This is a genomic window from Streptomyces sp. NPDC001406, assembly GCF_042895285.1.
In the GTDB taxonomy this organism is placed as follows: Bacteria; Actinomycetota; Actinomycetes; order Streptomycetales; family Streptomycetaceae; genus Streptomyces.
The window spans coordinates 809722-836519 of record NZ_JBIAWG010000001.1 but is presented as its reverse complement, the minus strand read 5'-3'; the positions used below and the strand labels follow the sequence as shown (position 1 = coordinate 836519).

General features: G+C 71.7%; 26 protein-coding genes. 17 read left to right on the top strand and 9 right to left on the bottom strand.

Annotation, left to right across the window (positions count from 1 at the left end; translation table 11 throughout):
* Positions 1 to 78: 78 nt before the first annotated feature.
* From ACFY1J_RS03650 to ACFY1J_RS03630, 5 genes are all read left to right on the top strand, one after another.
* Positions 79 to 1167 (top strand): CbiQ family ECF transporter T component, encoded by a 1089-nt coding sequence (locus ACFY1J_RS03650; RefSeq protein WP_390730510.1) that lies wholly within the window; start codon positions 79 to 81, stop codon positions 1165 to 1167.
* The gene (locus ACFY1J_RS03645) at positions 1164 to 2852 is read left to right on the top strand and encodes an ABC transporter ATP-binding protein (protein WP_390730509.1); all 1689 of its coding nucleotides are present in this window, start codon (positions 1164 to 1166) and stop codon (positions 2850 to 2852) included. Before ACFY1J_RS03650 ends, ACFY1J_RS03645 begins: the two co-directional genes overlap by 4 nt.
* The gene (locus tag ACFY1J_RS03640; RefSeq protein WP_390706325.1) at positions 2849 to 3667 is read left to right on the top strand and encodes an ECF transporter S component; all 819 of its coding nucleotides are present in this window, start codon (positions 2849 to 2851) and stop codon (positions 3665 to 3667) included. The genes ACFY1J_RS03645 and ACFY1J_RS03640 overlap by 4 nt, the downstream gene beginning before the upstream one ends.
* Positions 3668 to 4019: 352 nt before the next feature.
* The gene (locus tag ACFY1J_RS03635) at positions 4020 to 4436 is read left to right on the top strand and encodes a transglycosylase SLT domain-containing protein (protein WP_263208240.1); all 417 of its coding nucleotides are present in this window, start codon (positions 4020 to 4022) and stop codon (positions 4434 to 4436) included.
* Between the two features lie 133 nt (positions 4437 to 4569).
* On the top strand, positions 4570 to 5259 hold the full coding sequence (locus tag ACFY1J_RS03630) for a YoaK family protein (protein ID WP_390706326.1): 690 nt from the start codon (positions 4570 to 4572) through the stop codon (positions 5257 to 5259).
* Between the two features lie 99 nt (positions 5260 to 5358).
* Here ACFY1J_RS03630 and ACFY1J_RS03625 read toward each other — a convergent pair whose 3' ends face one another.
* Entirely contained in the window at positions 5359 to 6597 is a 1239-nt protein-coding gene (locus tag ACFY1J_RS03625; protein ID WP_390706327.1) for a cytochrome P450, read from the bottom strand.
* Between the two features lie 268 nt (positions 6598 to 6865).
* Between ACFY1J_RS03625 and ACFY1J_RS03620 the strand changes: the two genes are divergently transcribed.
* Positions 6866 to 8035 carry a steroid 3-ketoacyl-CoA thiolase gene (locus ACFY1J_RS03620; protein WP_390706328.1) on the top strand — a complete coding sequence of 390 codons (1170 nt, stop codon included), beginning with the start codon at positions 6866 to 6868 and terminating at the stop codon, positions 8033 to 8035.
* On the opposite strand, the gene ACFY1J_RS03615 is transcribed toward ACFY1J_RS03620, so the two are convergent.
* Both ACFY1J_RS03615 and ACFY1J_RS03610 read right to left on the bottom strand, forming a co-directional pair.
* The gene (locus tag ACFY1J_RS03615) at positions 8019 to 8204 is read right to left on the bottom strand and encodes a DUF397 domain-containing protein (protein WP_390706329.1); all 186 of its coding nucleotides are present in this window, start codon (positions 8202 to 8204) and stop codon (positions 8019 to 8021) included. The two genes, ACFY1J_RS03620 and ACFY1J_RS03615, sit on opposite strands and share 17 nt — an antisense overlap.
* Positions 8185 to 9012, bottom strand: a complete 828-nt coding sequence (locus tag ACFY1J_RS03610; protein WP_390706330.1) for a helix-turn-helix domain-containing protein — start codon at positions 9010 to 9012, stop codon at positions 8185 to 8187. Before ACFY1J_RS03610 ends, ACFY1J_RS03615 begins: the two co-directional genes overlap by 20 nt.
* Before the next feature lie 119 nt (positions 9013 to 9131).
* Between ACFY1J_RS03610 and ACFY1J_RS03605 the strand changes: the two genes are divergently transcribed.
* Positions 9132 to 9497 (top strand): ATP-binding protein, encoded by a 366-nt coding sequence (locus tag ACFY1J_RS03605; RefSeq protein WP_390706952.1) that lies wholly within the window; start codon positions 9132 to 9134, stop codon positions 9495 to 9497.
* A 1105-nt stretch (positions 9498 to 10602) separates the two neighbouring features.
* On the opposite strand, the gene ACFY1J_RS03600 is transcribed toward ACFY1J_RS03605, so the two are convergent.
* Positions 10603 to 12567 (bottom strand): bifunctional glycosyltransferase 87/phosphatase PAP2 family protein, encoded by a 1965-nt coding sequence (locus ACFY1J_RS03600; RefSeq protein ID WP_390730563.1) that lies wholly within the window; start codon positions 12565 to 12567, stop codon positions 10603 to 10605.
* Positions 12568 to 12934: 367 nt separating this feature from the next.
* Here ACFY1J_RS03600 and ACFY1J_RS03595 point away from each other — a divergent pair, with 367 nt between their 5' ends.
* Both ACFY1J_RS03595 and ACFY1J_RS03590 read left to right on the top strand, forming a co-directional pair.
* Entirely contained in the window at positions 12935 to 14125 is a 1191-nt protein-coding gene (locus ACFY1J_RS03595) for a DUF2330 domain-containing protein (protein WP_390730508.1), read from the top strand.
* A gap of 107 nt (positions 14126 to 14232) precedes the next feature.
* Complete coding sequence (locus tag ACFY1J_RS03590) at positions 14233 to 14907, top strand: O-methyltransferase (RefSeq protein ID WP_390706332.1); 675 nt, start codon at positions 14233 to 14235, stop codon at positions 14905 to 14907.
* Between the two features lie 65 nt (positions 14908 to 14972).
* Here ACFY1J_RS03590 and ACFY1J_RS03585 read toward each other — a convergent pair whose 3' ends face one another.
* The gene (locus tag ACFY1J_RS03585; RefSeq protein WP_390706333.1) at positions 14973 to 15365 is read right to left on the bottom strand and encodes a hypothetical protein; all 393 of its coding nucleotides are present in this window, start codon (positions 15363 to 15365) and stop codon (positions 14973 to 14975) included.
* A 101-nt stretch (positions 15366 to 15466) separates the two neighbouring features.
* Here ACFY1J_RS03585 and ACFY1J_RS03580 point away from each other — a divergent pair, with 101 nt between their 5' ends.
* The gene (locus tag ACFY1J_RS03580) at positions 15467 to 15895 is read left to right on the top strand and encodes a DUF1992 domain-containing protein (protein WP_390706334.1); all 429 of its coding nucleotides are present in this window, start codon (positions 15467 to 15469) and stop codon (positions 15893 to 15895) included.
* Between the two features lie 2 nt (positions 15896 to 15897).
* A complete protein-coding gene (locus ACFY1J_RS03575; protein WP_390730507.1) occupies positions 15898 to 16398 on the top strand; it encodes a GNAT family N-acetyltransferase in 501 nt (166 codons plus the stop codon).
* On the opposite strand, the gene ACFY1J_RS03570 is transcribed toward ACFY1J_RS03575, so the two are convergent.
* A complete protein-coding gene (locus ACFY1J_RS03570) occupies positions 16391 to 18430 on the bottom strand; it encodes a DHA2 family efflux MFS transporter permease subunit (RefSeq protein WP_390730506.1) in 2040 nt (679 codons plus the stop codon). The two genes, ACFY1J_RS03575 and ACFY1J_RS03570, sit on opposite strands and share 8 nt — an antisense overlap.
* Before the next feature lie 130 nt (positions 18431 to 18560).
* On the opposite strand from ACFY1J_RS03570, the gene ACFY1J_RS03565 reads away from it, so the two are divergent.
* Positions 18561 to 19532, top strand: a complete 972-nt coding sequence (locus tag ACFY1J_RS03565) for a peptidoglycan-binding protein (protein ID WP_390730505.1) — start codon at positions 18561 to 18563, stop codon at positions 19530 to 19532.
* 69 nt (positions 19533 to 19601) lie between these two features.
* Positions 19602 to 19802, top strand: a complete 201-nt coding sequence (locus ACFY1J_RS03560) for a hypothetical protein (protein ID WP_390706338.1) — start codon at positions 19602 to 19604, stop codon at positions 19800 to 19802.
* A 13-nt stretch (positions 19803 to 19815) separates the two neighbouring features.
* Here the strand turns inward: ACFY1J_RS03560 and ACFY1J_RS03555 are convergent, their stop codons facing one another.
* Positions 19816 to 20496: an HAD family hydrolase gene (locus ACFY1J_RS03555; protein ID WP_390706339.1), complete on the bottom strand. Its 681-nt coding sequence runs from the start codon at positions 20494 to 20496 to the stop codon at positions 19816 to 19818.
* Between the two features lie 145 nt (positions 20497 to 20641).
* Entirely contained in the window at positions 20642 to 21223 is a 582-nt protein-coding gene (locus ACFY1J_RS03550; protein WP_390706340.1) for a TMEM165/GDT1 family protein, read from the bottom strand.
* A gap of 376 nt (positions 21224 to 21599) precedes the next feature.
* On the opposite strand from ACFY1J_RS03550, the gene ACFY1J_RS03545 reads away from it, so the two are divergent.
* From ACFY1J_RS03545 to ACFY1J_RS03535, 3 genes are all read left to right on the top strand, one after another.
* Positions 21600 to 22244, top strand: coding sequence for an HNH endonuclease family protein (locus ACFY1J_RS03545; protein WP_390706341.1), 645 nt, complete (start codon positions 21600 to 21602; stop codon positions 22242 to 22244).
* A gap of 115 nt (positions 22245 to 22359) precedes the next feature.
* On the top strand, positions 22360 to 23988 hold the full coding sequence (locus tag ACFY1J_RS03540) for an alkaline phosphatase D family protein (protein ID WP_390706342.1): 1629 nt from the start codon (positions 22360 to 22362) through the stop codon (positions 23986 to 23988).
* A gap of 162 nt (positions 23989 to 24150) precedes the next feature.
* A complete protein-coding gene (locus ACFY1J_RS03535; protein WP_390706343.1) occupies positions 24151 to 24762 on the top strand; it encodes a DedA family protein in 612 nt (203 codons plus the stop codon).
* Between the two features lie 807 nt (positions 24763 to 25569).
* On the opposite strand, the gene ACFY1J_RS03530 is transcribed toward ACFY1J_RS03535, so the two are convergent.
* A complete protein-coding gene (locus tag ACFY1J_RS03530) occupies positions 25570 to 25800 on the bottom strand; it encodes a DUF2277 domain-containing protein (protein WP_390730504.1) in 231 nt (76 codons plus the stop codon).
* A gap of 97 nt (positions 25801 to 25897) precedes the next feature.
* Between ACFY1J_RS03530 and ACFY1J_RS03525 the strand changes: the two genes are divergently transcribed.
* On the top strand, positions 25898 to 26798 hold a 901-nt coding region (locus tag ACFY1J_RS03525; RefSeq protein ID WP_390730503.1), incomplete at its 3' end, for a ketopantoate reductase family protein.

Below are 26798 nucleotides of genomic sequence, written 5' to 3'. Positions count from 1 at the left end.
AGCGGCACGGGTGGGCGATGGGGGTCCCCCCTGCTCGAGCGAAGCCGAGAGCTTGGGGGAGGCACCCCGCCGGCGCCGGTGAGCGTCCCCACCCCCCGCCACCGGCGCCGCGGCACACTGCACCCCGGCGCCTGGTGGCTGTGGTCCCTCGCCCTCGGCACCGCCGCCACCCGCACCACCAACCCCCTCCTCCTCGCCCTCCTCATCGCCGCGTCCGGCTACGTCGTCGCCACCCACCGCACCGCGGCCCCCTGGTCCCGCTCCTACTCCGCGTTCGCCAAACTCGCCCTCGCCGTCCTCCTCATCCGTCTCGCCTTCGCCCTGCTCCTCGGCTCCCCCATCCCAGGCACCCACGTCCTCGTCACGCTCCCCGAAGTCCCCCTCCCCCACTTGGCGCAGGGCATCCGGCTCGGCGGCGAGGTCACGGCGGAGGCGCTCGTCTTCGCGCTGTACGACGGCCTGAAACTGGCCACGCTGCTGATCTGCGTCGGCGCGGCGAACGCCCTCGCCAACCCGGCCCGCCTACTGAAGTCCCTGCCCGGCGCGCTGTACGAGATGGGCGTGGCCGTGGTCGTCGCCCTCACCTTCGCCCCGAACCTGGTCGCCGACGTCCAGCGGCTGCGTGCCGCCCGCCGGCTGCGCGGCCGCCCGGACCGGGGCATACGCGGTCTGCTGCAGGTCGGACTCCCGGTCCTGGAGGGCGCGTTGGAGCGCTCGGTCGGCCTGGCCGCCGCGATGGACGCCCGCGGCTACGGCCGTACCGCCGACGTCCCCGCCCCGGTCCGCCGTACGACCACCGCGCTCACCCTCGGCGGTCTGCTGGGCGTCTGCGCGGGAACGTACGGACTGCTGACCGCCGAGGGCGGCACGTACGGCCTGCCGGTCCTGCTCGCCGGAGTCGCCGCCGCCCTCGCGGGCCTGCGCCTCGGTGGCCGCCGCACCCTGCGCACCCGCTACCGTCCCGACCCCTGGGACCTGCGCGCCTGGCTGGTCGCCGGTTCCGGTGCCGCGGTCGCCGCGCTGCTCGCCCTGGCGGCCGCGAGCGATCCGGAGGCCCTGCACCCGGGTGTCGTACCGCTCACCGCGCCCGCCCTTCCCCTGTGGCCCGCGGCGGCGGTGCTGCTCGCCCTGCTCCCCGCCTTCGTCGTCCCCAAGGAGCCGTCGTGATCCGCTTCGAGGATGTCTCCGTGACGTACGAGGGGGCGGCCGAACCCGTCGTCCAAGGCGTGGACTTCGAGGTCCCCGAGGGTGAACTCGTGCTGCTCGTCGGTCCGTCCGGTGTCGGGAAGTCCACGGTGCTCGGCGCGGTCAGCGGGCTCGTCCCGCACTTCACCGGCGGCACTCTGCGCGGCCGTGTCACGGTCGCCGGCCGGGACACCCGTACGCACAAGCCGCGCGAACTCGCCGACGTGGTCGGCACGGTGGGCCAGGATCCGCTCGCGCACTTCGTGACGGACACGGTCGAGGACGAACTCGCCTACGGGATGGAGTCGTTGGGGCTCGCGCCGGAGGTGATGCGGCGCCGGGTCGAGGAGACCCTCGACCTGCTGGGCCTCGCCGACCTGCGCGACCGGCCCATCGCCACCCTCTCCGGCGGCCAGCGCCAGCGCGTCGCGATCGGCTCCGTGCTCACCCCGCACCCCCGGGTGCTGGTTCTCGACGAACCGACCTCGGCGCTCGACCCGGCGGCCGCGGAGGAGGTGCTGGCCGTGCTCCAGCGTCTCGTCCATGACCTGGGTACGACCGTCCTGATGGCCGAGCACCGGCTGGAGCGGGTGATCCAGTACGCCGACCGGGTCGCCCTGCTGCCCGCCCCGGGCGCCGCGCCGGTCCTGGGCAGTCCGGCCGAGGTGATGGCTGTCTCCCCGGTGTACCCGCCGGTGGTGGACCTGGGCCTGCTGGCGGGCTGGTCCCCGCTGCCGCTGACCGTGCGGGACGCGCGCCGCCGGGCCGGGGAGCTGCGGGACCGGCTCAACGGGCGGGAGGCGCCGCACACGACAGCGACAGCAACAGCAACAGCGGCGGCCGCCACCGTGGTCGCGCCCCGTGTCCCCGCCCCCCGCCGGTTCCTGCGCCGGCGCGCCCCCGAGGCCGCGTCCCCGCAGGTCGCCGAGGTCGGCTCGCTCGCTGTGCGGCGCGGCCGCGTCGACGCGCTGCGGCATGTGGACCTCGGTGTCGCTCCCGGCGAGACGGTCGCCCTCATGGGACGCAACGGCGCCGGGAAGTCCACGCTGCTGAGCGCGCTCGTCGGGCTCGTCGAACCGTCGGCCGGATCGGTCCGGGTGGGTGGCGCCGTCCCCCACCGCACCGCTCCCCCCGAGCTGGTCCGCCGCGTCGGCCTGGTGCCGCAGGAGCCCCGCGATCTGCTGTACGCGGACACGGTCGCCGCCGAGTGCGCGGCCGCCGACCGGGACGCGCAGGCCGAGCCCGGCACGTGCCGTGCGCTGGTCTCCGGTCTGCTGCCCGGCATCGGTGACGACACCCACCCGCGCGATCTCTCCGAGGGCCAGCGGCTCGCGCTCGCCCTGGCCGTCGTACTCACCGCCCGCCCTCCGCTGCTCCTCCTGGACGAGCCGACCCGTGGTCTGGACTACGCGGCGAAGGCGCGCCTGGTCACCGTGTTGCGCGGGCTCGCCGCCGAGGGGCATGCGATCGTGCTGGCCACGCACGACGTGGAGTTGGCGGCCGAGATCGCCCACCGGGTCGTCCTGCTCGCAGAGGGGGAGGTCATCGCCGACGGCCCCACGGCCGACATCGTGGTCTCGTCCCCGTCCTTCGCGCCCCAGGTCACCAAGATCCTGGCCCCGCAGCAGTGGCTCACGGCCGCCCAGGTACGGGAGGCACTGGCATGACCCCGCAGGCCCGGCCGATCCGCCTCGGCCCCCGCTCCACCACCGCCCTCGCCCTGGTCGGCGCGGTCGGGGTCGTCGCCTTCGGGTGGCCGTTCCTCGCGCCGCCCACCTCGCAGCTCAGCGCCCATGCCCAGGACGCGCCCTGGCTCTTCGCCGGTCTGCTGATCCTGCTGGTCGCGGTGGTGGCCGCGACGCTCTCCGAGTCGGGGCTCGGGGCGAAGGCCGTCGCCATGCTGGGGGTGCTGGCGGCGACCGGGGCGGCGCTGCGGCCGATCGGCGCGGGCACCGCCGGGATCGAGCCCATGTTCTTTCTGATGGTGCTCAGTGGACGGGTCCTCGGCCCGGGGTTCGGTTTCGTCCTGGGCTCGGTCACCATGTTCGCGTCGGCGCTGCTCACGGGCGGGGTGGGCCCCTGGATGCCGTTCCAGATGCTCGCCATGGGGTGGTTCACCATGGGCGCCGGGCTGCTCCCGGGGCCGGACCGGCTGCGCGGCCGCGGCGAGCTCGCGCTGCTCTCCCTCTACGGCTTCCTCGCCGCCTTCGCCTACGGCACGGTCATGAATCTCGCGGGCTGGCCCTTCATGGGCGCCCTCGCCTCGGGCATCGCCTTCGACCCGCACGCCGCGGTCCCCGCGAACCTGGCCCGCTTCGTCGCGTACTGCCTGGCCACGTCCCTCGGCTGGGACCTGGGCCGGGCCATCTGCACGGTCGTACTGACCCTGACGCTCGGCCCGGCGCTCCTGAGGGCACTGCGCCGGGCCACCCGCCGGGCCGCCTTCGAGACCGCGGTCACATTCGACCCGCCGACCCGGTGACCCCTGCGTGAGGGCGTGTGCGCGGACCGTCGGCGGGGCGGTGAAGCACCCCACATGACGCAGGTCACCTACGATGCTCGACCGTAGGACGACTTGTCCGATATGCCCGACAGCGCACCCCATCCGACCTGCACATTGAGACCCACGCCACACAAGCGGCGTTTCCCCCCGATGCGGCCACAACTAGTAAAAGGGGTCATTGCGGACGCGATTCGGGCCTGCTTCTCTGGACGACGTCGCAAGGCGCCACGAACCCCCCAGGGTCGCGGCGCCGACGTACGGCCCGACCGCGCACCACACGGTGACGGTGGCGGCCTACGGCGGCCCCTTGTCCCCGACGAAGAGGTTTTCCGTGTCCGTCTCTTTCATCCGCCGCATCGCTTCCCCGAAGAAGGCTCTCACCGCTGCCGCTCTGGCCGCCGCCACGACCGGCATGGTGCTGACCTCGGCTCCCGCCCAGGCCGCCACCACTGCCTCGCCTTCCGACGCCCAGGCGATCGCGCACAAGATGATTCCGGACGCCGCGCAGTACAACGCGTTCAGCAAGATCGTCGAGCATGAGAGCGGCTGGAACGTCTCCGCGACCAACGCCTCCTCCGGCGCGTACGGCCTGGTCCAGGCCCTGCCCGGCTCGAAGATGGCCTCCGCGGGCGCCGACTGGAAGACCAACCCGGCCACCCAGATCAAGTGGGGCCTGGACTACATGAACTCCCGCTACGGCAGCCCGGTCGACGCCTGGAACTTCTGGCAGGCCAACAGCTGGTACTGAGCCCCCCCTCATTCAGCATCCGCATCCGCACCCTCGCCCTGTACCGGGCGGGGGTGCGCGCGCATGTGCGGGCGTGGGTCCCGTGGTGGACTGACTGGGCACCACCCTGCCCGTCCGGCCGACCGGAGGACCCATGACGACGGACGCGACGGACGCGCGGACGCCCGACCCGGAGGCGCGCGGAGTGCGTCTGCTGCTGGTGCTGCTGGTGCTGACGGTGGTGAGCGGCCTGATCGACGCGGTGAGCTTTCTCGGTCTCGGGCATGTCTTCACGGCCAACATGACCGGCAACGTGGTGGTCCTCGGCTTCGCCGCGGCCGGTGCGCCGGCCTTCTCGGCGGCACACACGGTCACCTCGCTGGGCTGTTTCCTGGCGGGCGCGACGGTGGGCGGTCGGCTCACGCTGTGGTCCGGTGGATCGCAGCGGACGCGGACGCGGATCACGCTCGCCGTGGAGGCGGCGCTGGTGGGCGTGGCGGCCGCGGCCGCCTTCGTCATGCCGGACCGCAGCGGCACCGCGTACACGCTCATCGCCCTCACCGCCTTCGCGATGGGCCTGCGCAACGCGACCGTACGCAAGCTGGGCGTGCCCGACCTGACGACCACGGTCCTGACCATGACCCTCACCGGCCTGGTCGCCGAGTCCCCGCTCGGCAGCAACACCGAGCGCCGGGCCGCACGCCGCATCGCCGCCGTGATCGCCATGGTCGCGGGCGCCGCACTGGGCGCCTGGCTGGTGCTCCACCACCGCCTGTGGATCGCCCTGCTCATCGCGGCACTGGTGTCGGGGGTCCTGGCGGTGGTGGCTTCCGGAAGGGAGTGATCGCGGGGGAGGCAGGGGCCGGGGCGTAGGGAAAGGGGTGCACCTGCCTCCCTCGGGACGGGCCGGCGGCGCCGGGAGCCGTCGGCCCGAGTTCAGGGGTCAGTCCGCGGTGACCCGGAGTTCCTTGACGCCGTTGATCCACGCGGAGCGCAGCCGGCGGGGGTCTCCGGCCAGGCGGAGACCCGGCATCGCGTCGGCGATCGCGTTGAAGATCAGATCAATCTCCAGGACGGCCAGGGACTTGCCCAGGCAGTAGTGCGGGCCGCCTCCGCCGAAGCCGAGGTGGGGGTTGGGGTCACGGGTGATGTCGAAGGTGTCGGGGGCGTCGAAGACCTCGGGGTCGTGGTTGGCGGAGGCGTAGAAGAGGCCGACGCGGTCGCCCTTGCGGATCTGCTTGCCGCCCAGCTCCGTGTCCTGAGCGGCGGTGCGCTGGAAGGAGTTGACTGGGGTGCCCCAGCGGACGATCTCCTCGGCGGTGGTCGACGGGCGCTCGCGCTTGTAGAGCTCCCACTGCTCGGGGTGGGTGAGGAAGGCATGCATGCCGTGCGTGGTGGCGTTGCGCGTGGTCTCGTTGCCCGCGACCGCCAGCATCAGCACGAAGAAGCCGAACTCGTCCGAGTTGAGGTTGCCCTCGTCCTCGGCCGCCACCAGCGTCGAGACGATGTCATGGGCCGGGCACTGCTTGCGCTCGGCGGCCATGTTCATCGCGTAGGCGATGATCTCGGTGGCCGACTCGGCGCCGACCTCCTCGGTGATCGCGTACTCGGGATCGTCGTACGAGATCATCTTGTTGGACCAGTCGAAGATCTTGGCCCGGTCCTCCTGCGGCACGCCGATCAGCTCGGCGATGGCCTGGAGCGGCAGTTCGCAGGCGACCTGGGTGACGAAGTCGAAGGGCCCGGACTGGGCGAGGGCGCCCTGGACTATCGCATGGGCGCGGGCGCGCAGGCGCTCCTCCAGGGCCCGGATGGCCCGTGGCGTGAAGCCGCGCTGCACGATCTGGCGGACCCTGGTGTGCTCGGGCGGGTCCATGTTGAGCAGGATCAGCCGCTGCGCGTCGATCGCGTCGCGCTCGATGTGCTCGCCGAAGCGGATGATCGCGGTGTTGAGGTAGGAGGAGAAGATCTCCGGGTGCGTGGAGACGTACTTGACGTCCGCGTGCCGGGTCACGGCCCAGTAGCCGTCGTCGGCGAACCCGGCCAGGCCGTGCGGCTGCGGGATCCAGCGGACCGGTTCCGCCCGGCGCAGCTCGGCGAACTCCGGGAGGGGGACGCGGTGGTGCAGCAGGTCGGGGTCGGTGAAGTCGAACCCGTCGGGCAGCGCGGGGCAGGAGGGCATCGGCGACTCCCGTCATTCTGACGGTCCATCAGGAATTGAGGATTGCCGCGAAGGTAGTAACGGGTTCTACAAGTCGCAAGACATCCGGCGCACCCAATTGCGTGCAGGAGTCGTGCAGATCGCAACTTCGGAGGGTGCACGACCCTTGCGGCGATGGACGCTCTGTCAGCAGACTTCAAGCAGAACTAGAACGCGTACTAGTTCTGCGTGGCGGGCCGGGCCGGGACGCCCCTGCGCCGCGCGGGTTGACCGAGGAAGGACCTCCCCCATGGCCGCGGAACCCGTGATCGTCGAAGCCGTACGCACCCCCATCGGCAAGCGCGGCGGCGCGCTCGCCAACCTCCATCCCGCCTACCTCCTGGGCGAGACCTACCGTGAACTCCTCGGCCGCACCGGCATCCCCGCCGACTGCGTCGAGCAGATCGTCGGCGGCACGGTGACCCATGCCGGCGAGCAGTCGATGAACCCCGCCCGTACGGCCTGGCTGACCATGGGGCTGCCGTACGAGACCGCCGCGACGACCGTCGACTGCCAGTGCGGGTCCTCGCAGCAGGCCTCGCACATGACCGCCAACATGATCGCCGCCGGGGTCATCGACATCGGGATCAGCTGCGGTGTCGAGGCGATGTCCCGGGTGCCACTCGGCTCCGGCTCCAAGCACGGCCCGGGCAAGCCGTTCCCCGACGAGTGGAACGTCGACCTCCCCAACCAGTTCGAGGCGGCCGAGCGCATCGCCCGGCACCGCGGCCTCACCCGCGAGAACGTCGACTCCCTCGGCCTCCTCTCTCAGGAGCGAGCGGCCGTCGCCTGGTCCGAGGAGCGCTTCAAGAAGGAGACGTTCGCCGTCCAGGTGCCCACCACGGAAGAGGAACAGCACGCAGGGCAGGGCATGTGGCGGCTCGTCGACAAGGACGAGGGACTCCGGGACACGTCGATGGAGGCGCTGGCCGGACTGAAGCCGGTCATGCCGACGGCCGTGCACACGGCGGGCAACTCGTCGCAGATCTCCGACGGAGCGGCCGCGATCATGTGGGCGTCCAAGCGGATGGCGCGGGCGCTGAAGCTTCGGCCCCGGGCTCGGATCGTCGCCCAGGCGCTGGTCGGAGCCAACCCGCACTTCCACCTGGACGGACCGATCGACGCGACCAAGGCCGTGCTGGGCAAGGCCGGGATGTCCCTGAAGGACATCGACCTCGTCGAGATCAACGAGGCCTTCGCCTCCGTGGTGTTGAGCTGGGCTCAGGTCTTCGAGCAGGACCTGACGAAGGTCAACGTCAACGGCGGTGGAATCGCCCTCGGGCACCCGGTCGGGGCGACCGGAGCCCGACTGATCACGACGGCCCTGCACGAACTGGAGCGCCGGGACAAGGAGTTCGCGCTCATCACGATGTGCGCGGGCGGCGCCTTGGCCACCGGGACGATTATTCAGCGCCTGTAGAGGTCCAGGTCAGGAATGCGGTGAAGGTGGCGGGCTCGAAGGCGAGGATCGGGCCTTTGGGGTTCTTCGAGTCGCGTACGGCTACGGCGGCACCAGGGAGTTCGGCGACCTCCACGCAATTGCCCCCCTGGTCGCCGCTGTAGCTGGACTTACGCCAGTTGATCTCCATAGCGGTCCTCCATCACGCGCCGGATCAGCTCCGCCGACTCCTTGAGGGAGAGCGCGGCGGCTTGGAGATGATCGTAACGGAGCGAGCAGTCTTTGACGGTGTCCGGATTGGCGGTCGGATGCCCGCTGCCATAACCCTCCGTGTAGACGATGCTTGGGTCGCTCGCGAAGCGGTAGAGGTCGAACGAGCCTTGCAGACCCACGTGGGCTCCCGCGGAGTACGGCAGGATCTGAATGTTGACTCGGGCATTGTCCTCGAAGGACAACAGGTGAGCCAGTTGCTCCCGCATGGCTTGAGAGCCGCCGATTTCCTGGTACAGCGCACCCTCGCTCAGGACCAGCCAGAAGATCGGCGGCTCCACCCTCTCGAAGATGCTCTGCCTGGCCAGCCGGACGGCCGTGCGATCGTCGAGGTTGGCCTGGTCGAGCACTCCGAGCACCGCCCGCGCGTACGCCTTGGTCTGCAGGAGACCATGCACCATGTGCGTCTCGAAGGAATAGATCTCCGCGGCCCGCGCCTGGAGCTCCGCCACCTGCTGGAACCACGCCGGAAGTTGGCTCCGCATCACCAGCGTGACGAGCCGGGACAGCAACCCGCCCGTCCCCAGCGCCACATCGGCCCGCTCGCTGAACTCCGGCGTCGGCAGTTTCCGGGCCGTCTCGATCTGGCCGACAAGCGACCCCGTGTAGTTGATGATGTCTCCGAGCTGCTTCTGTGTCAGCCCCGCCGCCTCCCGGTGCCGGCGCAGCTCGAAGCCGTAGTAGTCGAGCGGCGAGGCGCCCGGGTCGAGGACGTTGATGTGGGTCACGCACGGTCCCCTCTCGCGCAACTCGGCCCACAGCGGGACCGGTTGTATCCGTTCCGTAGCCCAGCGTAGTCGCGCGACGTCAGTCTCGTACCGTGAACTACCACTTCCCCCACTACCGCATGAGCCTCACCGTCAGCGACCACTCGGTACGGCACATCCGCCGCATCGTCCGCTCGCTGCTGGACGACTGGGAGCTCGCGCATCTCACCGACGCCCTGGAGCTGGGCGTGAGCGAGCTGGTCACCAACGTCGTACGGCATGTCCCGGACCGCCGCTGCTCACTGCTGGTGTTGCGGCAGACGGCCGGAGTACGGGTGGAGGTGACCGACTGTTACCCCCAACTGCCGTCGGCACCGGGTGAGTTGGACCTGGAGTCGGAGAGCGGACGCGGACTGGCGCTGCTCGATGTCGTGGTCGGCAAGTGGGGCGTTACTCCGTGGGCCGAGGGTGGCAAGACGGTCTGGTTCGAGTGCGGAGAAAAGTGACCGTTGGGGCCACTCGCTTCTTGGCCAGTGTCGTGCTTCCACGAGGCGAGTAAAGGGCGCTCCGCTGGCGCTACGCGTCGCCTTCGGCGATGGCCCTGCGGGCCACCCTTGACACGCCTCGCTCCAGCACGGGTGAGAAGCGAGCGAGCGGCCCGGAAAGACGGGTGGCCAGGCGGAGTTCGCGGGCAACCGTAGGCTGCGTCCGCATCCGGCGCCGACGGGCGCGATCGCGCCTCGCCAGCACGCCGGGCCGGCTTAGCGGCTGACGGGCGGGTGGTGGGTGGGCCGGGGCGGGCGGGGCGGGCGGGCGCGCCTCGGTGGGGTGGTCGACTCCGGCTCGCTCAGCGACTGACGGCGGGTGGTGGGTGAGTGGTGGGTGGGCCGGGGGTGGGTGGTGGCTGAGCCGGGATCCTGCGTCAGGCGAGCCGGAGGTTCGAGGGCCGGTAGCGGGTGGGCCCGGAGCGGGCGGGCCTGGGCGAGTAGCGGGTGAGGGGCGGGGAGCTGCGGGCAGTTGGTCGATTTGCGCCAGGCCCCCCGGGGCTCCACCGCCGGGGTTGCACTTTGAGGTTGGCCCAAATCTGCCAGTTGGTGGATGTGTGCCCGTGGAGATGCCCCTCTAGTCACACACGTCCCACCAGTCACGTGCCTGAAGCCAGCCCCGCCCACCCACCGGCTCACCCCCACTCACCCACTCACCCACTCACCCACTCACCCACTCACTCACCCACTCACCCACTCACCCACTCACCCACGCGCTCACGCACCCGCACCCACCCACCCACCCACCCACCTCACCCCGACCCCACCCCCGCCCCCACCCCACCGGCCGTCAGCCGCTAAGCCCACCCGGCGTGCCGGCGAGGCGCGACCGCGCCCCCTCCGCCGACGGCACACTCGCAGCGGACCCGAAGGGTCAACCCCGGCCGCGCCCCCGCCCTTCCGGGCCGCTCGCTCGCTTCTCACCCGTGCTGGAGCGAGGCGTGTCAAGGGTGGCCCGCAGGGCCATCGCCGTCAGGCGACGCGGAGTGGAACGAAGTGGAACGCAGCGCCCTTTACTCGCCTCGCGGAAGCACGACACTGACCAAGAAGCGAGCGGCCCCTACGGTCACGTGCTGCCGACGGGCACCTTGCCTGCCTCTTGGGCGACTGTCACCGCCTTCACCGTTCGCGCCCTCGGGCCCTGGAACAGATACGCCAGCCCGAACCCCGCCCCCACGACGGCCGCGCCACCCACCGCGTCCAGTACCCAGTGGTTGCCGGTCGCGACGATCGCCGAGACCGTGAAGAACGGGTGCAGCAGGCCCAGTGCCTTCATCCACCACTTGGGGGCGATGACCGCGATCACGACACCGCACCACAGCGACCAGCCGAAGTGCAGTGAGGGCATCGCCGCGTACTGGTTGGTGAGGGCGGTGAGGGTGCCGTAGTCCGGCTTGGAGAAGTCCTGGACGCCGTGGACCGTGTCGATCATGCCGAGGGTCGGCATCAGGCGCGGCGGGGCCAGCGGGAAGAGCCAGAAGCCGACCAGGGCGAGGAGGGTGGTGAAGCCGAGGGCCGAGCGGGCCCAGCGGTAGTCGACCGGGCGGCGCCAGTAGAGGACGCCCATGATGGTCAGCGGGACGACGAAGTGGAAGGACTCGTAGTAGAAGTTGAAGAAGTCGCGGAGCCAGTCGACCTTCGCCACCGCGTGGTTGACCGCGTGCTCGATGTCGATGTGCAGGAAACGCTCGATGTCGAGGATGAGGTGGCCGTGGTGCTCGGCCGTCGCCCGGCCCTCGGAGTTGCTGCCACCGGTCGCCGCGAGGCGGACCTGCTGGTAGGCCGCGTATGTGACGCGGATCAGCAGGAGTTCGAGGAGGAGGTTCGGGCGGGTCAGGACCCGGTGGAGGAAGGGGAGGAGCGGGACGGTCCTGAAGCGTGTCGGGACCGGTGCGGCGTACTCCGTCGGGGTCGGGTTCTGGTAGTACGGCGACGTGCGGGACAGGAACGGTACGACGGTGGCGGCGACCAGGGCCGCGAGCAGCACGATGTTGTCCCGCAAGGGGTACACCACCGGCATGTTCGGCAGCATCATCTTGGCCGGGAGCGTGGTGACCAGGACGACGGCGATCGGCCAGACGTACCGGTCCGAGGCCCGCTTGCCGACCCGGCCGACGACCGCGAGCAGCACCCACAGCAGCTGGTGCTGCCAGGTGGTGGGCGACACGGCTATCGCGGCGCAGCCGGTGACGGCGACGGCGAGCAGCAGTTGTCCGTCGCGGGCGTAGCGCACCGCGCGGTGCAGGCCGAGGGCGGCGACGGCCGCGCCCAGCCCGAAGAAGAGGCCTATCTCCAGCGGGCCGGACAGGCCGAGGCGGAGCAGGGCGCCGTGCAGGGACTGGTTGGCGAGGGCGTCGGCCTTGCCGCCGAGGCCCGCGCCCGCCATGTGGTGGACCCAGTAGGTGTACGAGTCGTGCGGCATCGCGGCCCAGGCAAGCGCGGTGCCGGCGGCGAAGGTGACTCCGGCGGAGGCGGCGGCCCGGCGGCGCTCGGTGAACCACAGCAACGGTGCGAAGAGGAGCACGGTCGGCTGGAGCGCGGCCGCCACGCCTATGCACAGACCGCCGGCCCGTTCCCCGCGTACGACGAAGCAGCCGAGCAGCACGAGCAGGACGGGGATGATGCTGGTCTGGCCCAGCCAGAGGGTGTTGCGCACCGGCAGGGACAGCATCAGCAGGCTGATCGCGACCGGTGCGGCGAGCATCGAGGTGCGGCGGCCGACGGGCTTGGGCAGGGCGCGGGCGGCGACCAGGCCGAGCGCGACGACGAGGAGCAGGGTGCCGAAGGTCCAGGCCCAGCCGAGGGCCTGTTCGGCGGCGCGGGTCAGCGGTTTGAGGACCAGTCCGGCGAAGGGGGTGCCGGTGAACTGTGTCGAGTCGTACAGCGAACCCTTCACGTGCAGAACGCCGTTGGGGCCGACCCAGGTCTCCAGGGCCGTCAGCCGTTCTCCGCTCGGGGTGGTGAGGACGACGGTCAGCTGCCGTATCGCGAGGATCGTGGCTATCGCCCACAGTCCCAGCCGGGCCGCCATCAGGCGTTGGCCCGCCACCGTGCCCCCAAAGGCATCCGCTGATCGTCCGCCGTGCTCCACGTTCGCGTTCGCCACGCCTCGTCGGCCTCCCGCCCCGTTCGTCCCGTGCGTGTCACGCACCGGCTTCCCTTTGCGAACCCTCAGGTTCGCACCACCCCCGGAGTGAGACGCAGGCTACCCCCGCTTCACCTGACGGCCGCCCTCCTTTTGTCCGGATGACGATAGTGCGAGGGGGGTTCGGTTGCCTCCCTCGGGCGCGACAAGGATCACATCAAGTTGTCCGAAAAGGGGCGCGACAGCGGGCCCGTGTACCTGCGGGGTCCGGCGGGGCGGGTCGGCGGGGCCCGCTGGAGAGCGGCTGGAACCCGTGAGCCCCGTCCTGCCGTCTGAAGCCCTGTCCAGTGGGAGTCGGTCGTGGGGGAAGGCGTCGGGCGTGGGTGAGGGGCTGTGGTGGCGGCGGGGGCTGGCTGTCTTGTCGGCGTTGCTGGGGATTCAGGTCGGGTGGGTCGTCGCCCCGGCCTATGCCTGTGGGTGCGGGGCGATGGTGCCGGCGGCGCAGCGGCAGATCAGTGTTTCCCGTGAGACGTCCGTGCTGCGTTGGGACGGGCGGCAGGAGCAGATCGAGATGCGGCTGACCGTGCAGGGCGACACGGACCGGGCCGCGTGGATCATGCCGGTGCCGCACCGGGCGGACGCGGACCTCGGCGACCCGGCGGTCTTCGACCAGTTGGACGCCGCCACCGCCCCCGTGCACCGCACCCGGTATCACTTCTGGCCCCAGGAGGGGGACTGGCCGCTCGACGGCGCGGGCGACGACAGCGCCGGGGCGCCGCCCGCCGTGGGCGCCGCTGCGCCCCGTGTGGGTGTCGTCGACCGTCAGCGGCTCGGGCCCTTCGATGTCGCCCGGCTCACCGCCACCGATCCCGACGCCCTGGACAAGTGGCTGCGCACCAACGGCTTCACCTTCCCGGCCCGGCTGAGCGACGCCCTTCAGCCGTACGTCGACCGGCACTGGGAGTACGTGGCGGTCAAGCTGGCCCCGGAAGCCGCCGGCGCCTCCCTGAACGGCGCCCTCGACCCGATCCACCTGTCCTTCGCCGCCGACGAGCCGGTCTACCCGATGCGCCTGTCCCGGCTCGCCCGCACCCCGCAGTCGCTCGGCCTGTACATCCTGGCCGCGCACCGCATGGAGCCGCGCAGCGCGATCGGTGGCGAACCGCCGCGGGTCGTCTTCGCCGGGCGTCTTGCGACGGCCACGGGTTCGCTCGGCCGCCTCGCCTCGGGCACCCCGTATCTGACCGCCGTGGCCCAGGAGTTCCCGCAGCCCTCCAGCATCTCCGCCGACCACGTGCTGCGCCGGACCGCCTCGGACACGCCGTACCAGCAGGTGATCTACCAGGACCGGCTGCTGAAGGTGGCCGGGATGCCAGTGTGGCTGTTGACGATCGGGGGCTCCCTGGTCCTGGTCGGCGCCGTCGCCGCGCTGATCGCGGTCCGGCATTCGCGGCGGCCCGTCGTGCCCCCGCCGCCGGTGCACCCCCCTGCGCCGATCGGCTGACAAGGAACGGGTGCTCCGGAGATTCGCTGACACGGAACCGGTGCGCGACTACCTTCGTTAGGGCAGCTAGTTAGAAACTCTAACTAGACACGAAAGGCAGTAGGTGCATGAGCGGGTCGCAGCTCTGGGACGACGTCGACTTCTACTTCTCCAGCCACCTCGCGCCGGACGACGAGGCGCTCCAGGCGGCGCTGCGCGACAGCGAGGCCGCCGGACTCCCGCACGTCAACGTCACGGCGAACCAGGGCAAGTTTCTCCAGCTGCTTGCCCAGATCCAGGACGCCCACAACATCCTGGAGATCGGCACGCTCGGCGGCTACAGCACGATCTGGCTCGGCCGCGCCCTCCCGGCGGACGGCCGGCTGATCTCCCTGGAGTACAGCCCCAGGCACGCCGAGGTCGCCGTCCGCAACATCGCCCGCGCCGGCCTGGAGAAGGTCGTCGAGGTGCGGGTGGGCGCGGCGCTGGACTCGCTGCCCCAGCTGGCCGACGAGAACCCGGCCCCCTTCGACCTGGTCTTCATCGACGCCGACAAGGTCAACAACGCGAACTATGTGGAGTGGGCGCTGAAGCTCACCCGCGCGGGCAGCCTGATCATCATCGACAACGTGGTGCGCGGCGGCCGGGTGGTCGACGCGGCGAGCTACGACGACCCGGACGTCCGCGGCAACCGCGCCGCCATCGAGCTGATCGCCGCCCACCCCCGGCTCACCGGCACGGCGATCCAGACCGTGGGCAGCAAGGGCCACGACGGGTTCGCGCTGGCCCGGGTGCTGGCCTGAGCCGGACGACACCCCCCGGCCGACGGATCCGCCGGGTTCCCGGGCCCCTGCTCCACGCCTCGCGTCTACACCTCGTGGTAAAAGCCCACGTTGACGCTGCGCGGCCCCGTGCGGTCCTGGATGACCAGCTCGCCGGAGCCGCCCCGGGGCAGCGGCACGGTCCCGCCGTAGGCGACGAGCTGGGCGTACTCCCCGACCACCAGCCGCACCACGGACGACGGGTCCGGCTGCGAACCGCGCAGCCACGACACCTGCCAGCCCCCGTCAGGTCCGCACAGGAACTCCAGGTGGACCCGCGAGACGAACAGCCAGTCGTCGGGTGTGGCCAGACGGCACACGGACCCGTCCCGGCCGACCCGCAGCACGGCGCCCGGTTCGCTGGGCGCGTCGGCCATGAGCATGCCGGCCGTGGCGCCCGCGTCCGCCGCGGAGACGGTGGCCATGGTGAGTTCGAGCACGTGCGTTCCCCCTGAAGTGCGCTTGACCTGTTTCCAAGTGTGCCTCTACAGCGGCCGCATGATAAATCGCCCGGCCCCACCGCGTCCGGCACAATGGACTCATGACCGAGCGAAAGCCACCGGGCGTCCCGTTCGAGTCCTGGGTCGACAAGCAGATCCGCGATGCGCAGGGGCGCGGCGAGTTCGAGGAACTTCCGGGCGCGGGTCAGCCGTTGCCGCCCGGCACCGACACGACGTACGACGAACTGTGGTGGGTCAAGCGCAAGATGGCCCGGGAGGGTCTGGTGGTCCTGCCCCCGGCCCTGGCCCTGCGCAAGGAGGCCGAGGACGCGCTCGCGGCGGCGTATGCGGCGCCCTCGGAGCGGATCGCCCGGAAGATCATCACCGATGTCAATGTCAAGATCCGCGACATGATGTTCAAGCCACCGCCCGGTCCCCCGCTGGGCAAGAAGCCGTACGACGTCGAGGAGGTCGTACGGGAGTGGCGGGAGCGGCATATCCGGTTGCGCGGGGTCGACCCGTCCGCCTGACAATGTCGTTCGTGACCTGGACCATCGCTCCCGAACCCTTTGACTCTCCCGTCGCCGCCGCGCTCTGGCGGGCGTACTACACGGAGGTCAGCGACCGCTGGTACCTGCTGCACGAGGGGCACCGGACCGAGCCCGGCGAGCTGGAGCGGGAGATCGCCGCCGCAACCGGCGCCGAACTGACCCCGCCGGACGGGCAGTTGCTGGTCTGGCGGTACGACGGCGCACCGGGCGGTTCCGCGGGCGTACGGCTCCTGGACCCGGCCACCGCCGAACTCACCCGGGTCTTCGTGCACGAGGAGCTGCGCGGCAAGGGCGGCGCGGCCCTCCTCGTCACGGCCGCCGAGGACGCCGCCCGCGCCCTCGGCGCCACCCGGATCGTCCTGGACACCCGGGGCGACCTGGTGGAGGCCCGCGCCCTGTACGCCCGGCTCGGCTACACGGAGACGGAGCCGCACAACACCGGCCCGTACGCGGAGCACTGGTTCCGCAAGGACCTCAGCTGATCCCGGCCGCCGCCCCACCCTGCGGCTGCTCCCGCTGCGAGCCGCACATCTGGTCGGTCAGCACCTTGACCAGGCGGTCCAGGTCGGTGGGCCGGTCGGGCCCCCACCAGTCGCCGAGCAGTTCGGCCAGCGACTCCTCACGGGCCCGTGCCAGCCGGTCGGCCACCTCGCGTCCCTCGTCGGTCAGGCTGAGGTCGAGGCCCTCGCGGACGGCGAGCCGGCGCACCTCCACCTGGCGCTCGGCGTCGAGGATCACGCTCAGCGGGACGACACAGCGCCCGGCGAGCACGCCCGGCTCCACCGAGCCGTACTTCCGCATCCGCAGCAGCAGCCAGCTCGCCGCGGGCAGCAGGTCGTAGCCCGCCCGCGCGGCGATCTTCCGGTAGATCTCCCGCTGCCCCTCGCGGGTGCCGAGCACCGACAGCGCGCGGCACACCTCGTCGTACGAGGACCGCTGGACCGGGTTGCTGGCGAGGGTCTCCGTCACATCGGGCGCGGTGACCGAGCCGCGCAGCCTGTCCTCCTTCAGGAACCACGCCAGTACGAAGCCGAGGAGGGCCACCGGAGCGGCGTACAGGAAGACGTCGGTGATGGAGACCGAGAAGGCGTGCAGGGCCGCCGGGCGCAGCGCGGGCGGCAGGGCGGCGATGCCGCGCGGGTCGGCCTGCAGCGTGCTCGCCGACAGGCCCGCGGGGAGGCTCACTCCCCGGAGGGCGGCGGCCAGTTGCTCACCGAGGCGGCTCGCGAAGATCGTGCCGAAGATGGCGACCCCGAACGAGGCCCCGATCGACCGGAAGAAGGTCGCTCCCGAGGTGGCGACGCCGAGATCCTCGTACGACACGGCGTTCTGCACGATGAGGACCAGGACCTGCATCACCAGGCCCAGGCCGAACCCGAACACGAAGAAGTACGTGCTCATCTCCGCGGTGGAGCTGTTCTGGTCGAGCTGGTGGAGCAGGAGCAGACCGAGCGTGGTGACGCCGGTGCCCGCGATGGGGAACACCTTCCAACGCCCGGTCCGGCTGACTATCTGCCCGGAGCCGGTCGAGGACAGCAGCATGCCCGCCACCATGGGCAGCATGTGCACACCCGACATGGTCGGCGAGACGCCGTGCACGACCTGTAGGAAGGTCGGCAGATAGGTCATCGCGCCGAACATGGCGAAGCCCACGATGAAGCTGATCACCGCGGAGAGCGTGAAGGTGCGGATGCCGAACAGCTTGAGGGGGAGCACGGGTTCGGCGGCCCTGCGCTCCACGCCGACGAACAGCACGGCGAGTACGACGCCGAGCACCGAGAGACCGATGATCTGCGCCGATCCCCAGGCCCAGGTGGTGCCGCCGAGCGAGGCGACCAGGACCAGACAGGTGGCGACCGCGGCGATCAGGAAGGTGCCGAGGTAGTCGATGACGTGCTCGGCGGACCTGCGCGGGATGCGCAGCGCGGTGGCGATCACGGCGAGCGCGACGATGCCGACGGGCAGGTTGATGTAGAAGACCCAGCGCCAGCCGATGTGTTCGGTGAACAGCCCGCCCAGCAGCGGGCCGAGCACGCTGGTCGTCCCGAAGACCGCGCCGAACAGCCCCTGGTAGCGGCCGCGTTCACGGGGCGGCACGAGGTCGCCGACGATCGCCATCGACAGCACGATCAGCCCGCCGCCGCCCAGCCCCTGCAGCGCCCGGAAGCCGATCAGCTCGCCCATGTTCTGGGCCATGCCGCACAGCGCCGAGCCGATCAGGAAGATCACGATCGCGATCTGGAACAGCTTCTTGCGCCCGTACTGGTCGCCGAGCTTGCCCCACAGCGGGGTCGCGGCGGTCGAGGCCAGCAGATACGCGGTGACCACCCACGACAGGTGCTCCAGACCGCCGAGGTCACTGACGATGGTCGGCAGCGCCGTAGACACGATCGTCTGGTCGAGCGCGGCGAGCAGCAGACCGAGCAGCAGGGCGCCCATCGGGACGAGGACATTGCCGGCGACGTGCTCCGTGTCCTTCGGTTCCTGCGCCGTGACGTGCGTGTCCAGCGTCATGAGACCTCCCGGGGCCCTCGCCACTCCTTCCATCGTGATCGGTGTCACCCGTTATGGCCCGTTGAGCCGCATCACGATGTGAGGGACCTCTGCATATTCTCGGGAGTTCGTGAGGGGAGGGGACGACTACGTGACTGACGCGAAAGGCCTCCAGTGCCCGGAGTGCGGGGCGCCGAAGGGGCCGGGCAACACTCCGTCGTGCGACTGCGCACAGCGGGCGTCCGACGCCCTGCGCGACGCGCGTACGGCGGAGGCGGCCGCGGCGGAGGACTTCAATCCGCTGCGGATACGGCCGTACGTCGAGATAGAGGGGCCGGCGACCAAGGGGCCCGCGTCGGCGGGATCCTCGTCCGTGGCTTCCACCGAGGGCGAGGGAGTCACCCAGCCGATCCCGGCCGCCGAGATCACCGTGCCGCTGCACCCGGTGACCGGGCCGAGCACTACTGACCTGCGTATTTTCGAGCCCGGGCGGGACGAGCCGGGCGTCGGGCCGGAGGAGGAGCGGCGGCCGCGCCGGTCCCGCCGCGCCCTGGTGCTCTCCGTCGCCGGAGCCGTGGTCACGGTCGTCGCGGCGGCCGGTTTCGCGAGCGGGCTGTTCTCGTACGAGACGCCGTCGCGGGACGGGGCCGCGCCCCGGGAGGTACGGGAGAGCGTGCCCGAGGCGACGACCGGAGCCGCGTCGGAGCGGGCGTCCACGGCGGCGACGTCCGCGCGCCCGACCTCGGCGTCGCCCTCGCCGTCGGCAACGGTGTCCCCGAGTCCGAGCCCCTCGCCCACGCCCTCGAAAGCGACTCCGTCCGCGACCCCGTCCCGCTCGGCGACACCGACGCAGACGGCGACGGTCACCGGCACGGAGAACTCCCCGTGGCCCACCTCCGCACCGGTACTGCGCCGCGGCGACCACGGCCCGGAGGTCACCGAGCTCCAGCTCCGGCTGCGCCGGCTGAACCTCTACATCGGTGACGCCAACGGCAACTACGACGGCCAGGTCGAGGACGCCGTGCGCAGCTTCCAGTGGGCCCGCGGCATCGACTCCGACGAGCCCGGGGTGTACGGGGCGGCCACGCGGGCGCAGCTGGAGAAGGAGACGCCTGAGCCGTAGCGCCGTGCCGACTGTGCGAGGCGAAGGGGCCTGGGACCCGACTGCCGGCGCGCGTGGATAATGCCCGGCGTGACTTCAGAGATGGATCGCCCCAGGTGGTGGTTCGGGCTGCGCGGCTTTGCGTTCTTCCTGGCGGGCGGCGGCCTCGGCTTCTTCGCCTACGCGTTGGTCTCGCATCGGCCGGGCGGGGCGCCGTGGGGAGGGTTGCTGCTCGGAGCGATTGTCTGCGGGACGCTCGGCGCACTGTTTCCGAGGCGGCGTCGACGGTGAGCCACGTGCCGCACTAGCCGACGTGCAGCCGGATCGTCCCGTCCCCCGCGGACTCGGCCCTGACCCGCGTCATGTCCTCCACGACCACGTCCGGCCCGTGGAACCGGGCCCGTGCTCCGACCCCCACGACCCGCATCCCGGCGGCCCGGCCGGCCGTGATGCCCGCGCCGGAGTCCTCGAACACGATGCAGTCGGCGGGCTCGACGCCCAGTTCCGCGGCCCCCTTCAGGAAGCCCTCGGGGTCGGGCTTGCTCGCGCCGACCGACTCGGCGGTGACGCGGACGTCCGGGAGGCCGAGCCCCGCCGCGGCCATGCGGGCCGTCGACAGGGCCACGTCGGCGGAGGTCACCAAGGCGTGCGGAAGCCCGCGCAGGGAGGCCAGGAACTCGGGCGCGCCGGGGATCGCGACGACGCCCTCCACGTCCGCGGTCTCCTCCGCGAGCATGCGCGTGTTGTCGGCGAGGTTCTGCTCGACGGGCCGGTCCGGCAGCAGGACCGCCATGGAGGCGTGTCCCTGGCGCCCGTGCACGACCTTCATCACCTCGTCCGCGTCCAGCCCGTGCCGCTCGGCCCAGCGCCGCCAGATCCGCTCCACGACGGCGTCCGAGTTGACGAGGGTGCCGTCCATGTCGAGCAGGAGGGCGCGGGCGGTGAGGACGGTGGGCGTGGCGGTGGACGCGGCGGTGGCCGTCATCGGCAGCTCCAAGGCGGGAGGGAAGGACAAGGCGGCCCCGCCCGCCGGTCAGGGAAAACGGGCGGGAACCACTTTGTTCCTCCACGGTACAAAACCCGGCAGCATCCCGCCACCTCCCCCGGCGAGCATTCACCTGACGTTCAGCTCAGCCCGCCACGGCCTCCCACAGGCTCCACACGCCGAGCGTCAGCATCAGCAGCGCCGCGATCTTCGTGATGAGCCGCAGCGGCACCCGCTTCATCAGGGCCTTTCCACCGACGATGCCGAGTCCGGCGACCGCCCACAGGGCGAGCACCGCGCCGAGGCCGACGGAGAGCGGGTCGTCGTAGCGGGCGGCGAGGTTCGCGGTCATGATCTGCGTGAGGTCACCGAACTCGGCGACCAGGATGAGCATGAAGCCGGTACCGGCGACCTTCCAGAAGGACTGGTCGGCGGGCTTCTTGATCTCCTCCTCGCCGTCGTCCTTCTTCAGCAGCAGCATCGCGCCGCCACCGAGGAAGAGGACGCCGGTCAGCGCGTGCACGATCTGCTGGGGCAGCAGTGTCAGCACGCTGCCGGCCGCGACGGCGAGCGCCACGTGCAGCAGGAAGGCGGCGGCGATGCCCGCGAAGACGTACGAGGCCCGGTAGCGGGTACCGAGGACGAGGCCGGTCAGCGCGGTCTTGTCCGGCAGTTCGGCGAGGAAGATGACGCCGAAGACGAGCGCCGTCACGGTGATGCTGATCAAAGTCCCTCAATCGGTCGGGGCTGCCCCACCGAGAGTGCTGTGCGTCGCACGGAGACACCTCGGCATGGCAGCACACGGCACCCGTGCCGTGGGGCACGGGCGTGCACTGCTTGCCGAAGGTCTCGCTGGCCGGTCTCGTGACCGAGGTCCGGCTCCGGGCGCCGGCTCAGGCTGGCTGAGCAGTATGTCGACGGTCCGGCGAGGAGCTACTCCCCTTCTGCGCCACCCATCGTACGCGACGGAAAGTTCGACCGTAAACCTTGTCGTGTCATGAACACGTCACTAACTTCTTACCGAACACTCACCATCCGGCAACGCGGAGCCGGGAGCATTCCCTCGCTCGTGCTCCAACACCCCCACCCACAAGGGAGTTCGCATGCCGAAGTTCTACGCGCGTCGACGCCTCAGCATACTCGCGACGCTCACCGGTCTCATAGCCTCCGCCGCACTGTTCAACTCCCCGAGCGCCTCCGCCGCCCTCCCCACGCCGGTCAGCGCCGCCACCGCCCGCAGCTACCTCTCCCAGCTCACCGTGGCCACCGAGAACCGCACCGGCTACAACCGGGACCTGTTCCCGACCTGGATCACCATCAGCGGCACCTGCAACACCCGCGAGTACATCCTCAAGCGGGACGGTACGAACGTCGTCACCGACTCCGCCTGCACCGCCACCAGCGGCAGCTGGTACTCCCCCTACGACGGCGCCACCTGGACCGCCGCCTCCGACGTCGACATCGACCACCTGGTCCCGCTCGCCGAGGCCTGGGACTCCGGCGCCGGCAAGTGGACCACCGCCCAGCGCCAGGGCTTCGCCAACGACATCACCCGGCCCCAGCTGCTGGCCGTCACGGACAATGTGAACCAGGCGAAGGGCGACCAGGACCCGGCCACCTGGATGCCGTCGCGCACGGCGTACCGCTGCACCTACGTGCGCGCCTGGGTCCAGGTGAAGTACTACTACGACCTCTCGGTCGACTCGGCCGAGAAGACCGCGCTGACGAACTACCTCGCGGGCTGCTGATCGCAGAGGTCTGTCCGCCCTCCCCCGTCGTTCAATACCGTACGGATCACGACGAGGAGGTGAGCCGAAGGGGCGCGCCCCGGAGGTGAACCGACCAAAAAAGAGGGCGGGCGCCGTGGCCGGACTGCTATTGGGACCACTGCTGAGGTACGCCGACGGCTCGTCCGCGACCGTCTGGGTCGAGACGAGCCGTCCGTGCGGCGCCGAGGTGCGCTGCGCCGACGGCGCCGGCGGCACGGCCCGCACCTTCCAGGTGGCCGGGCACCACTACGCCCTGGTCCCGGTGACCGGACTCACCCCGGGCACGTCACCGTCGTACGAGGTGCTGCTCGACGGCACACGGGTGTGGCCGCTGCCCGACTCCCGTTTCCCGCCCTCCGTCATCCGCACGCCCGCCGAGGGCGATCCGGTCCGTGTGGTCTTCGGCTCCTGCCGCTGGGCCGCGCCCCCGGGCGACAGCAGCGATCCGGCCGGCCCTGACGCCCTGGACGCGCTGGCGGCCCGGACTGCTGCCGGCCCCGGCGGCGAGCGCCCCGACGTGCTCCTCCTCCTGGGCGACCAGGTGTACGCCGACGAGGTCTCCCCGGCGACCCGGCGCTGGCTCGCCGCCCGACGCAACCTGGACGACCCGCCCGGCGGCGAGGTCGCGGACTACGAGGAGTACACCCGCCTCTACTACGAGTCCTGGCTCGACCCCGAGGTGCGCTGGCTGCTGTCCACCGTGCCCAGCTGCATGATCTTCGACGACCATGACGTCATCGACGACTGGAACACCTCCGCCTCCTGGCTCGCCGACATGCGCGCGACCGCGTGGTGGCAGGAGCGGCTGCTGAGCGGTCTGATGTCGTACTGGGTGTACCAGCACCTGGGCAATCTGTCGCCCGGTGAGCTGGCCGCCGACCCGCTGTACGCGGCGGTGCGCGAGACCCCGGACGGCACGGACGTGCTGCGCGCCTTCGCCGCCGGGGCAGACGCCGATCCGTCCTCGGTCCGCTGGAGCTACCGGCGCGACTTCGGCCGGGTACGGCTGCTCATGGTGGACACCCGGGCGGCCCGGGTGCTCGACGAGGAGCGCCGCGCGATGCTCGACCCCGGCCAGGCGGCGTGGCTGCGCGAGCAGGCGCTCGGGGACCCCGGCTCGTACGACCATCTCCTCGTCGGCACCTCCCTGCCCTGGCTGCTGCCGCATCTGGTGCACGACGCCGAGACCTGGAACGCGGCCCTGTGCCGGGGCGACCGCGGCGCACGCTGGGCGCGCTTCGGCGAGGATCTGCGCCGTCGGGCCGACCTGGAGCACTGGGCCGCCTTCCCCGCCTCCTTCACCGCCCTGACCGAACTGTTCGCCGAGGCCGCATCCGGACCCGACGCACCGGCGACGGTCTGCGTGCTGTCCGGAGACGTGCACCACGCCTATGTCGCCGAGCCCTCGTGGCCGGCCGGCGGCCCCGGCGCCCGCGTCCTGCAGCTCACCTGCTCCCCCGTGCACAACGCCGTGCCCCTGTCGCTGCGGCTCGGCTTCCGCTTCGGCTGGAGCGCCGCGGCCCGGCTCCTGGGACGCCGGCTCGCCCGGCACGGCGGCTGTCCTGCGCCGCCGGTCGACTGGCGCAGGACGGGCGGCCCTTGGTTCGGCAACCAGCTCATGTCCCTTACATTGCAAGGGCGTTCGGCGCGGCTGAGGCTGGAGCGGGCACGGCTGGACGGGTCGCTGAAGACCGTGGAGGAGTCCTCCCTCACCCCTTCATGAGGGACAACCGCGGTGTTCGAGAAGCGCGGGGCTGAGATATTCCGTCGCCCGGCCGCGCCCGAGTTGACAGACTGTACGAATACATAAGCCCCCCGTGACCCTTCTGTCACACCCTGGGCGTACGCTGTATGGCTGTTATCGGGGGAGTAACGGGGAGTAGTCGTGTTCGAAGACGTGGTGTCGCTGATCGTCGGCCCATGGATCTATGCCACGGTCGCCGTTTCGGTACTGCTGGACGTCTTCCTGCCGGTGCTGCCGAGCGGGGTGCTGGTGATCACGGCGGCCACGGCGGCGGCCGCGGGTTCGGGCACCACGGGGCATGTGCCGGACATCCTGACCCTGACCCTGTCCGCGGCCACCGCCTCGGTGCTGGGCGACCTGGTGGCGTACCGGCTGGCCTGGCGCGGCGGTGAGCGACTGGACCGTGCGATCGCCCGTTCCCGGCGTCTGACCAGCGCGCAGGAACGTCTCGGCGCGGCTCTCTCCAAGGGCGGCGGTCCGCTGGTGATACTCGCCCGATTCGCCCCGGCCGGGCGCTCCATCGTCTCGCTGGGCGCCGGCGCGGCACACCGCCGGGCCCGCGACTTCGTCCCCTGGTCCGCCCTGGCCGGCCTCTCCTGGGCCGGCTACAGCGTCGCCCTCGGCTACTTCGGCGGCCAGTGGCTGGGCGCCAGCTGGCTGGCCACGGCAGTGTCCTTCGCCGCACTCTTCGGCGCGGGCGCGGCGGCGGCCTACCTGATGCGCCACCAGCCGGAGACTTCGGAGGCGTCGTAGGGAGGTGGCCCACGCGCTCCGGGGGCCCGCCCGGGAGCGCCCTCCGGGCGGAGGACGGGACTCCGGCGACAGGACCGCGAGGGCAAGGTCCGGCGGACCTGCCCCAGCAACGAGGCCCGGCGACGGGACAGTCCGGAGGCGGTGCCGCGCCGAACCTGACGCGGCGCCGGCCGCAGGCCTCCTGGCCAGGGCGGGGCCGCACCACTGGCGCCTGCCGCCGAAGTCCCATGCGCCCCGCGACACCACGCACACTCCCGCGCTGCCTTGAGGGCGCGCGACGTGCCCCCACTCGCCGAAGGGCCCGTCGGGCGCGCCCTTCGGGCGGATGACGGGAGTCCGACGACGAAACCCGGGGCTCGGTTCTGCGGGCCTGCCGCAGCGACGGGACCCGCGGCACGACCGTACGGAGACGGCCGCCGCACCTGATTCGGCGCCGGCCGGAGGCCCAGCCGCGCGGCCCCGCCCTCAGCGGCAGGCCTGCATGCCCGGCCTTCAGGAGGGCGCTGCGTGTGGCTCGGGGGTATCTGCGGGCGGTCGCTGTCGGCTCTCGTGGGTCGGCAGGCGCCTCGTGGCTCGCGCAGGACCGGCGGACGCCCCACGGCCCCGCACGTACCGGCGAGTGTCCTGCGACCCCGCTGAGCCAGCAGGCACGCCCTCGCTCAGTCGGCAGGCACCCCAGGGCCACCAGCCCAACCGACGCCCTCCGGCCACGCTCGGCCTGCGGACGCCCACGGCCCCGCTCGCCCCCGGCTGATCAGGCGCCGTCGCCTTTCTCCGCCCGGCTCGGCCCGGTCCGTCAGGTCGGTTCTACGTGCCCGTGCGAGCCGTCTGGCCTCGGATCTCCAGGGTTTCCAGCAGCTCGGCGGTGGCCTCTGCGACGGCGTTCACGGCTCTGTCGAACGCCTCCCGGTTGTGTGCGGCCGGTGCCCGGAAGCCGGATACCTTTCGCACGTACTGCAGGGCGGCGGCGCGGATTTCGTCCTCCGTGGCCTCCTCGGCCAGGGCAGGTGGGCGGAGTGTCTTGAGGCTGCGGCACATACCCCCAGTCTCACGCACTCCCGCGCGCCCTGGAAGGATCTCCCGTGAAGGCGGCCACCGTTCCCGGGGCCGACCCGACGAGAGGAACAACCACATCATGGCGAACGAACGACTCACCGTGGCCGTCCTGGGCCCGGGCGGCATCGGCGGCCTCCTCGCGGGCCTGCTGGCGCGTGACGGCCATCGGGTGATCTGCCTGGCGGGAGACGAGACCGCCGACGCCCTGCGCACCGGTTCAATCCGCGTCCGCAGCGGCCAGTTCGGGGACTTCACCGCGCCCGTGGAGGCCGACACCGAACTCCGCGAACCCGTGGACGCCTGCCTGGTCACGGTCAAGCACACGGCACTGGACGCGGCCCTCACCCGAGTCCCGCCCGGCGTCCTCGGCGACGCCCTTCTCGTACCGTTCCTGAACGGCGTGGAGCACCCCGCGCTGCTGCGCGCCCGCCACCGTCCCGACCGCGTGGCCCCTGCCGTGATCCGGGTCGAGTCCACCCGCCTCGCGCCCGGGCTGATCGAGCACGGCAGTCCCTTCACCGAGATCGACCTGGCCGGCGACCCGGTACCCCGCCCGCTCCTCGACGCGCTCGCGACGGCCCTGGGCGCCGCCGGTCCGGCCACCCGGGTCTGCGAGGACGAGACGTCGGCCCTGTGGGCGAAGATGTCGTTCCTTGCCCCGTTCGCCCTGCTGACCACCCGATATGAACTGCCTCTCGGTGACGTACGCACGCGCCACCGCGAGGAGTTGACGGCCCTCGTCGCGGAGACCGCGGCCGTCGCCACCGCCTGCGGCGCCCCCGCGGACCCGGCCGGGGCACTCGCCCGCTACGACGCCTTCCCGCCCGCTACGAAATCGTCGATGCAGCGCGACGCGGAGGCGGGACGTCCGCTCGAACTCGACGCCATCGGCGGCGCGTTGCTGCGCGCGGCCGAGCGCCACGGAGTACCCGTTCCGGTGGCGGCCCGCCTGGTGCGGGAGTTGCGGGACTCCGGCCACT

Coding starts and splice junctions, on each gene's coding strand:
- ACFY1J_RS03570 (WP_390730506.1), bottom strand. CDS start 18,430: ATGACGCTGGACACGCACGTCACGGCGCAGGAACCGAAGGACACGGAG.
- ACFY1J_RS03545 (WP_390706341.1), top strand. CDS start 21,600: ATGCCGAAGTTCTACGCGCGTCGACGCCTCAGCATACTCGCGACGCTC.
- ACFY1J_RS03575 (WP_390730507.1), top strand. CDS start 15,898: ATGTCGTTCGTGACCTGGACCATCGCTCCCGAACCCTTTGACTCTCCC.
- ACFY1J_RS03605 (WP_390706952.1), top strand. CDS start 9,132: ATGAGCCTCACCGTCAGCGACCACTCGGTACGGCACATCCGCCGCATC.
- ACFY1J_RS03630 (WP_390706326.1), top strand. CDS start 4,570: ATGACGACGGACGCGACGGACGCGCGGACGCCCGACCCGGAGGCGCGC.
- ACFY1J_RS03580 (WP_390706334.1), top strand. CDS start 15,467: ATGACCGAGCGAAAGCCACCGGGCGTCCCGTTCGAGTCCTGGGTCGAC.
- ACFY1J_RS03600 (WP_390730563.1), bottom strand. CDS start 12,567: ATGGCGGCCCGGCTGGGACTGTGGGCGATAGCCACGATCCTCGCGATA.
- ACFY1J_RS03640 (WP_390706325.1), top strand. CDS start 2,849: ATGACCCCGCAGGCCCGGCCGATCCGCCTCGGCCCCCGCTCCACCACC.
- ACFY1J_RS03615 (WP_390706329.1), bottom strand. CDS start 8,204: ATGGAGATCAACTGGCGTAAGTCCAGCTACAGCGGCGACCAGGGGGGC.
- ACFY1J_RS03620 (WP_390706328.1), top strand. CDS start 6,866: ATGGCCGCGGAACCCGTGATCGTCGAAGCCGTACGCACCCCCATCGGC.
- ACFY1J_RS03625 (WP_390706327.1), bottom strand. CDS start 6,597: ATGCCCTCCTGCCCCGCGCTGCCCGACGGGTTCGACTTCACCGACCCC.
- ACFY1J_RS03530 (WP_390730504.1), bottom strand. CDS start 25,800: ATGTGCCGCAGCCTCAAGACACTCCGCCCACCTGCCCTGGCCGAGGAG.
- ACFY1J_RS03590 (WP_390706332.1), top strand. CDS start 14,233: ATGAGCGGGTCGCAGCTCTGGGACGACGTCGACTTCTACTTCTCCAGC.
- ACFY1J_RS03555 (WP_390706339.1), bottom strand. CDS start 20,496: ATGACGGCCACCGCCGCGTCCACCGCCACGCCCACCGTCCTCACCGCC.